Consider the following 4,321-nt stretch of genomic DNA (forward strand, 5'->3'; position numbering starts at 1 on the left):
AAAGTGGCAATTTTTACCTCTAAAGTATTATAATCAATAACAGCTGTAATAAAGTAAAAAGAAGGGATTAAGTAAATGAATTGGGTTATACCTATTATTATCTTTTTTGACCAATTAACTAAAAAACTTTCAGAAACGTTTCTTCTAGAAAATACCATTAAAATTGGATTTTTTCAATTGACTTATGTTGAAAACACAGGCATTGCCTTTGGACTTTTTAAAGGCATGGCTTTGTTTCATGGAGTCTTCTCTACACTAATAGTAATTTTTCTTTTTATCTTAAAAGAAAAATACAAAGAAAAATATAAGTTTTTTACTACTTCTTTTGACTTGGGTATCACTTTTATCATAGGAGGAGCTTTAGGTAATATCTTTGATAGAATTAGGTTAGGATACGTTGTAGATATGATATATTGGCCATACTTTTCTATATTCAACGTGGCTGATATATTCGTAACGTTTGGTGGTGTGATTTTATTATACCATTTTTTCAAAAGGAGTAGCCATGGAAAAAAGAATGTACAAAGTTGAAAAGGAAGATGAGCAAAAAAGGCTCGACGTATACATCGTCGAAAAAATGCCTATTGAAATTTCTAGAAATCTCATCCAAAACGCAATAACTAAAGGACAAATTACCGTCAATGGGACTCAAAAGAAACCTCATTACAAAGTAAAACAAGGGGACGAAATTCAAATAGATTTTCATGAATTGGTAGAAGAAACCAAAGAAGAGGAAATCTTACCAGAAAATATACCATTGAATATACTGTATGAAGATGAGGAATTAATCGTCATCAACAAACCTGCGGGTTTGATAGTACATCCAACACCGAGTATCAAAACCGGTACTTTGGTTAACGCCCTAATGTACCATGTAAAGAATCTTGACAAAACTATGCAAGATCCAAACAGATTAGGAATTGTTCATAGATTGGACAAAGAAACCTCCGGTGTGTTGGTCGTAGCAAAAAATGCTTTTTCACATCACTTGCTTTCAAAAGAGTTCAAGGAAAGAAAAACAATGAAATACTATTTAGTCCTAATAGAAGGAACGCTAAAAGAAAAGGAAGGAGAAATAAACTTACCTTTGGGGAGGCATCCTATTTTAAGGCACAAAAGGGCTGTTGTGTACAACGGAAGAGAAGCGTTAACTGAATACAAAGTGTTAAAAGAATTTGGAGATCTTGCCACGTTGGTTTGGATAAGGCTAAAAACAGGAAGAACCCATCAAATCAGAGTGCATTTCAAATACATCGGTAATCCAGTAATCGGGGATTCTTTGTATGGAAAAAATAAAATAGCAAAGAATCTTCAAATACCTGTAGACAGACAAATGCTCCACGCATTGAAATTAGGTTTTTACCACCCAAAAAGTAACGAATGGATGGAATTTTTGGCCCCCTTACCCGATGATTTTAAAAATCTGTTGATCACTCTAACAAACCTAAAAGGGCGAAATTCTTGACGGAGGATCTGCTAGTGAAGATCTTAGGACCCGTGGTAACTTCAAAAAGTATTGGTAAATCCTATCTTCAGCTAAGGGACCTTTTCCCAATAGCTAAAAGGTATGGGTTCAATTGCATAATTCTATCAGAACCGCACCCAAGATCATGGGTGGGTTTTATCGTTCATGCCCAAAAGTACAGAATTAAGCCAATAATTCTCTATGAAACCGCAGATGGCAAGTACTTATTGCAAACAAACAATGATATTAGATCAGCTATAATGCACTACAACGGATTAGGAAACAACCTAAGATTGAAAAAAATCGAAATGGATCTTCCCTACGTGAAGTATCCAACTGGCGTTTTAAAAGATATATTTAAAGATGAAGAATCTCTTTGTATTAAAGACGGTTTAAAATATCAAAATGAACTATCTATTTTCTCAAATATAGCAACTTATTACAATATAAGAAATTATAGATTTGATGAATACAAAGTCACTGACTATAATTTAACAGACATTGTTTCACAAAAAGATCTAACCTTCGAAGAAAAAAGACGATTATCCTACGAGTTGGAAATAATAAAAAAGCTAGGGGTAAAAAATTATATTTTAACGGTAAAAAAAGTCGTTGACACCGCTAAAAAAAATGGTATCTCTGTTGGACCCGGAAGAGGCTCCGCTGTAGGTTCTTTCTTAGTTTATAAATTGGGAATAACTAAGGTGAATCCTATTGAATACGATCTCCTGTTCGAAAGATTTCTAAACGAATACAGGCATGAATTACCCGATATAGACCTGGATATCGATGCGGAAAAAAGAGTTGATCTAATAAAGGCTTTGCAAAAAGAAGTGGGAGAATATAAGATCTCTCAAATCAGAACTTATTCTACTATGAAAATCAAATCCGCTTTAAAAAAGACAGAAGAACTACTTGGATACAATTTAGAAGCTAAAATAAACGCTCCAATAAGAAGTAAAGAGAACATCGATAAATTCAAATCTTTATCAAAAAAAGATAAAACCTTTTTTTATGTCGCTTACTATCTTGAAGGAATAGAAGTAGCAGAGTCTGTTCATGCAGCGGGTTTGATAATTTCCCAAAATGACCTTAGAACTTTTTCTCCTATTGAAGAAAAAGAAACACCCCGAAGGGGGTTCAAGGAAGTACCAATAATAGAATGGGAAATGTCTGATTTAAAATATTTAGGAGTGGAAAAGTTCGACATTTTAGCTTTGGACACGTTGACTTTCTTAAAAAAATTACAGATAGAAGAAAAGTACCGAGAACTTAGCGATTCAAAAACTTTCCATTACCTATCCAAAGGATTGACAAAAGGTATCTTCCAATTGGACTCAAAATTAGGGCAAAAATTAACCCAAAGAATAAAACCTAAAGATTTTGAAGAGCTAATCTTACTCTTAGCCATCAACAGACCCGGACCCCTTGAATCCGGGATGATAGATCAATACGTTAATGAAGACTCACCAGAATATTTGAAAAAAATCTTCCCTGAGACAAAGGGCGTCTTAGTTTACCAAGAACAGATAATGAAAATTGCTCAGATTTTAGGAGGATTTTCTTCACAAGAATCAGATTTATTGAGAAAGGCCGTATCTAAAAAAGAAAAAGATAAAATCACAATCTTTAAAAACAAATTTGTTACCAACGCCTCAAAAAAGATAGGCGAAAAAGAAGCAACCTTATTGTTTTCTCAGATAGAAAACTTTGCTCAGTATGCCTTTAATAAATCTCATGCGGTAGCATATGCTCACATCACATACTGGTTATCAGAAAAAAAATTCAAAGATCCTTCACATTTCTTCTTAGAATATGTTAAAATAAAAGGCATTGATATTGATATAATAGATGAAGCATCGCTTTTAGGAGTAAAAATAAAGTTACCAGACATTAGATATCCATTTGGTTTGGCTAGTAAAACAGATCTAATACTGCCTTTGTATATAATTAAAGGAATAGGTAAAAATATTTCTCATATATTTGAAGAAGCGAAATTCTCAAGCTTAGAAGATTTTTTTAATTTCATAATCAACAAAGATATCAATCGAAATATTGTGGAATTAATAATCAAATCGGGCGCATTAGATTATTTCAACAACAACCGTAAAAATCTACTAAGAGAGACCACCCAGCGAGTGAAGGGAAAAGTTCAACAGTTAGAAGATATAAAAAGTACGTTATTTGGAGAGAGAGAACAAAAATCAACTAAAAAGGTTGAAACAACCTTACAAGACTACGCGCAATACGAAATAGAAAGTATAGGATTCCCATTGAGTTTAATGTCCCAAAAAGGGTTATCTAATACGTTGATAGATAAATATCTTTATAGGCAAAAGGTTTACCTTGATGGTTATGTCTACAGAGATTTTATAGTCGATAATTCTGCAATGATCTATTCAAAAGTTCATAACAAAAACTTGAAAAGACTTATAAAATACGTTTAAATTTCAATCTTTAGGAGAGAAAAATGAAAATCAATATTTTATCAATAGCTGAGAAATACCCTGGTCAAGGGGTATATTCTGCTACCTTAGATCACAAATACATTTTAAAAAAATATAGTGATTACACTATATATGAGAACAAAATTTTAGGAAATTACGATATTTTACATATCCATACTCTCAACATAAAAAGCTTCTTATCGTTGCTAAAGAATAAGAAAAAATCTTTTTGTGTGATTTCCGCTCACATAGTTCCTAATTCATTGAAAGGAAGTATAAAATTCAATAAACTATGGTTACCTTTTTTCAATAGATATTTAAAATATTTCTATAACTCTTCTGATTGCATTTTAGCCGTGAGTGAAGAGACCAAAAATGAATTGATTAAAGATCTCAAGATAAATCCTAA

4 protein-coding genes are annotated in these 4,321 nt (G+C 32.4%); all 4 read left to right on the forward strand.

Going from position 1 to position 4,321, the window contains the following annotated elements; genetic code table 11:
• The first annotated feature begins 75 nt into the window (after positions 1-75).
• Positions 76-531 carry a signal peptidase II gene (gene lspA, locus AA81_RS05090; protein ID WP_103898428.1) on the forward strand — a complete coding sequence of 152 codons (456 nt, stop codon included), beginning with the start codon at positions 76-78 and terminating at the stop codon, positions 529-531.
• Positions 506-1,465 carry an RluA family pseudouridine synthase gene (locus tag AA81_RS05095; RefSeq protein WP_103898429.1) on the forward strand — a complete coding sequence of 320 codons (960 nt, stop codon included), beginning with the start codon at positions 506-508 and terminating at the stop codon, positions 1,463-1,465. Before lspA ends, AA81_RS05095 begins: the two co-directional genes overlap by 26 nt.
• Positions 1,466-1,479: 14 nt before the next feature.
• The gene (locus AA81_RS05100; protein ID WP_103898430.1) at positions 1,480-3,912 is read left to right on the forward strand and encodes a helix-hairpin-helix domain-containing protein; all 2,433 of its coding nucleotides are present in this window, start codon (positions 1,480-1,482) and stop codon (positions 3,910-3,912) included.
• Positions 3,913-3,935: 23 nt separating this feature from the next.
• Positions 3,936-4,321 (forward strand): glycosyltransferase family 4 protein (locus tag AA81_RS05105; RefSeq protein WP_146050347.1); only part of this gene is annotated, 386 nt, incomplete at its 3' end.

It is taken from the genome of Petrotoga halophila DSM 16923 (assembly GCF_002924615.1).